Consider the following 3,806-nt stretch of genomic DNA (forward strand, 5'->3'; position numbering starts at 1 on the left):
AGCAGATCGCGCAGGCGGACGGGCGGGCCCGGGGCGGCGGACGGCGTCGGGACAGGCACGTCCCCACCCTAGCCAGGCCTTCGACCGCCGACGCCGTGGCGCCTCGTCTCCGCTGGACGCGGGGACGGGGTCCGCCGAGATGCTCGGCCTGATCGCGACCGCGGCGTGCCAGCGGGAGGGCGGCCTTGGGGTGGGCCTGAGGCCACGCTGCCCGGAACCCGGCGACGCCTGGTCCTGGCCACGATGGCGCGCGCGTGCCTACCGTACTCCGGCCCGTCCTCGGTCCCGGGGCCCGCACGGGCGCACCCCGTCCCCCACGAAAGGCCCATGCGTGCAGCACCCCGTCGCGCTCAGATCCCTGAAGATCGCCCTCGCCTTCGTCGGCCTGCTCGTCGGCGCCGGCTTCGCCACCGGCGCCGAAGTCATCCAGTACTTCGTGGGCTTCGGCTGGATCGGCGTCGTGGGCGCGGGACTGGCCGGCCTGCTCGTCACCGCCGGCGGCGCCGTCATCCTCCAGCTGGGCAGCGTGTTCCTCGCGGCCGACCACAAGGTCGTCTTCCGCAGCGTCTCGCACCCCGTGATGGCCCGGATCCTGGACGTCGTGGTGACGGTGACGCTCTTCGCGATCGGCGTCGTCATGCTCGCCGGGGCGGGCTCGACGCTCGCCCAGCAGTTCGGCTGGCCGACGTGGGCGGGCTCCACCCTGATGACCCTGCTCGTGCTCGTGACGGGCATGCTGGACGTGGAGAAGGTCTCCGCGATCATCTCCCTGATCACGCCCCTGGTGGTCGTCGCGGTCGTGGCCGGGTTCGTCCACGTCCTGGTCACCCGCGACGGCGGCTTCACCGCCCACGAGTCCCTCGCCGTCCAGGCCACCACGCCGGTGGACCCGTGGTGGCTGTCCTCGGTCAACTACTTCGGCCTCGTCGTCGTGATGGCCGTGTCCATGTGCCTCGTGATCGGCGGGTCCATCACCCACCCCCGGGAGGCGTTCCTCGGCGGCCTCACCGGTGGCCTGATGTACACCGCCCTGCTCCTGATGGCCTCCACGCTGCTCTACCTCGGCTACGCCGAGATCGGCCGCGCCGACGTCCCCATGCTGCGGCTGTTCGCCTCGATCGCGCCCTGGCTGGGCTGGGCGATGGTCGTGGTGATCTACCTGATGATCTTCAACACCGCGATCGGCATGTTCTACGCGCTGGGACGCCGCCTCACGGCCGACCGCCCGGGCCGCTACCGGCCCGTGTTCGCCGGCGTCACGCTGCTGGCCTTCGCGGTGAGCTTCGTCGGCTTCGGCGACCTGATGAACGTCGTCTACCCGGCGCTGGGCCACCTGGGGATCGTGCTCGCGCTCGTGCTCCTCGTCTGGTGGCTCACCCACCGCCGGCAGATCTCCGCCGAGTCGGGGCTGCGTCTGCGCCTGCTCGCGCTGCTCCGCCTGCGTGAGCATCCGGAGAAGACCTTCACGGCCCAGCACGCAGTGCAGCTGCAGGAGGCGGTCGGGGACTCCGTGGCGGCCCCGGACGCGGTGACGGAGGCCCTCGAGGACGAGGTCGCCCAGGTGCTCGAGGAGGACGACGCGCTCACCTCCGGAGGGGCGCGCCCCGGTCCCGACGCCGGGCCCGAGCGTCCGGCAGGCGGCAGCCACTCCGCCTGAAACCGCGTGCCCGGCCGGGCACGGCGTCTCGGAGCGGCCCGGCGGCCGGGCCGGGGCGCCGTCGCCGTAGGATGGGGTGGCCGGCCGTGCCGCCGACCCCGTCCGCGCCGCCCGAGGGCCGGCGCCCCATCCCGACTGCGTGAGGACTCGAACCGCCGTGAGCCAGACCCCCGACAGCGCCGTGCCGGCCACCCCCAGCATCCCCGCCGACGCGGAGTACTCGTTCCGTGACGTGGAGGCCCGCTGGGCCGGGTACTGGGAGCAGGCCGGGACGTTCGCCCCGCGCGAGGACGGCTCCGAGACCCGCACCGTGGTCGACATGTTCCCGTACCCGTCGGGCGACCTGCACATGGGGCACGCCGAGGCGTTCGCGATGGGCGACGTCGTCGCGCGCCACTGGATGCAGCGCGGCTTCGACGTGCTGCACCCCATCGGCTGGGACTCCTTCGGCCTGCCGGCCGAGAACGCCGCCATCAAGCGCGACGCCCACCCGGCCGAGTGGACCTACGCGAACATCGAGACGCAGAAGCGCTCCTTCCAGCGGTACGGCATCGCCGTGGACTGGTCCCGTGAGCTGCACACCTCGGACCCCGAGTACTACCGGTGGACCCAGTGGCTGTTCCAGCAGCTGTACCGCAAGGGCCTGGCGTACCGGAAGGACTCCCCGGTCAACTGGTGCCCCCAGGACCAGACGGTGCTCGCCAACGAGCAGGTCGTGGACGGCCGCTGCGAGCGCTGCGGAACCGAGGTCACCAAGCGGACCCTGAACCAGTGGTACTTCCGCATCACCGAGTACGCGGACGCGCTGCTGGACGACATGGACCAGCTCACCGGCCACTGGCCCGAGCGCGTGCTCGCCATGCAGCGCAACTGGATCGGCCGCTCCGAGGGCGCCCACGTCGACTTCCAGGTCGAGGACGGCCCCGTCGTCACGGTCTTCACCACCCGGCCGGACACGCTGCACGGCGCGACCTTCATGGTGGTCGCCGCCGACGCCCCGCTGGCCGCCGAGCTCGCCGGCGACGACGTGCGGGCCGAACTCGAGGCGTACCGCGAGGACCTGAAGAAGGTCTCGGACATCGACCGCCAGGCCACGGACCGTCCCAAGAGCGGCGTGTTCCTGGGCCGCCACGCGGTGAACCCGCTGACCGGTGAGCGTCTGCCGATCTGGGCCTCGGACTACGTGCTGGCCGACTACGGCACGGGCGCCATCATGGCCGTGCCGGCCCACGACCAGCGCGACCTCGACTTCGCCCGCGCCATGGGCCTGCCCGTGCGCACCGTGCTGGACACCGGCGAGGAGGACCCGGCGGTCTCCGGCGTCGCGACGACCGGCGAGGGCATCCTGGTGAACTCCGGGGAGCTCGACGGCCTGGACAAGACCGCCGCCATCGCGCGGGCCATCGAGATCGTGCAGGAGCGCGGCACCGGCCGGGGCACCACCACGTACCGCCTGCGCGACTGGCTGCTCTCCCGTCAGCGCTTCTGGGGCACCCCGATCCCCGTGGTCCACTGCCCGGACTGCGGCGAGGTGCTCGTGCCGGAGGACCAGCTGCCGGTCACCCTGCCGACCGACCTCAAGGGCGAGCAGCTCGCCCCCAAGGGCCAGTCGCCCCTGGCCGCGGCGACGTCGTGGGTCGAGGTGGACTGCCCGCAGTGCGGCGGCCCCGCGCGACGGGACACCGACACCATGGACACGTTCGTGGACTCGTCCTGGTACATGCTCCGCTACGCGTCCCCGAACGACGACGCCCGCGTTTTCGACCCCGACGCCCTGCGCCGCTGGCTGCCCGTGGACCAGTACGTGGGCGGCGTGGAGCACGCGATCCTGCACCTGCTGTACGCCCGCTTCTTCACCAAGGCCCTGCACGACCTCGGCCTGGTGCCCTTCACCGAGCCGTTCCGCGCCCTGCTCAACCAGGGCCAGGTGCTCAACGGCGGCAAGGCCATGTCCAAGTCGCTGGGCAACGGCGTGGACCTGGGCGACCAGCTGGACGAGTTCGGCGTCGACGCCGTGCGCCTGACCATGGTGTTCGCCTCGCCGCCCGAGGACGACGTGGACTGGGCCGACGTCGCCCCGGGCGCCGCCGGCAAGTTCCTGGCCCGCGCGTGGCGCCTGGCCCGCGACGTCCGCGCGACGGGCGCCCCG

At 72.8% G+C, this 3,806-nt stretch carries 2 protein-coding genes; both read left to right on the plus strand.

Annotation, left to right across the window (positions count from 1 at the left end; genetic code table 11):
• The first annotated feature begins 331 nt into the window (after positions 1-331).
• Positions 332-1,657 (plus strand): YkvI family membrane protein, encoded by a 1,326-nt coding sequence (locus HMPREF3105_RS08315; RefSeq protein ID WP_036336588.1) that lies wholly within the window; start codon positions 332-334, stop codon positions 1,655-1,657.
• A 157-nt stretch (positions 1,658-1,814) separates the two neighbouring features.
• Positions 1,815-3,806, plus strand: a 1,992-nt coding sequence (gene leuS / locus HMPREF3105_RS08320) for a leucine--tRNA ligase (protein ID WP_070709196.1), incomplete at its 3' end; no start/stop codon positions are given.

Source organism: Micrococcus sp. HMSC31B01 (assembly GCF_001816085.1).
GTDB lineage: Bacteria > Actinomycetota > Actinomycetes > Actinomycetales > Micrococcaceae > Micrococcus > Micrococcus luteus.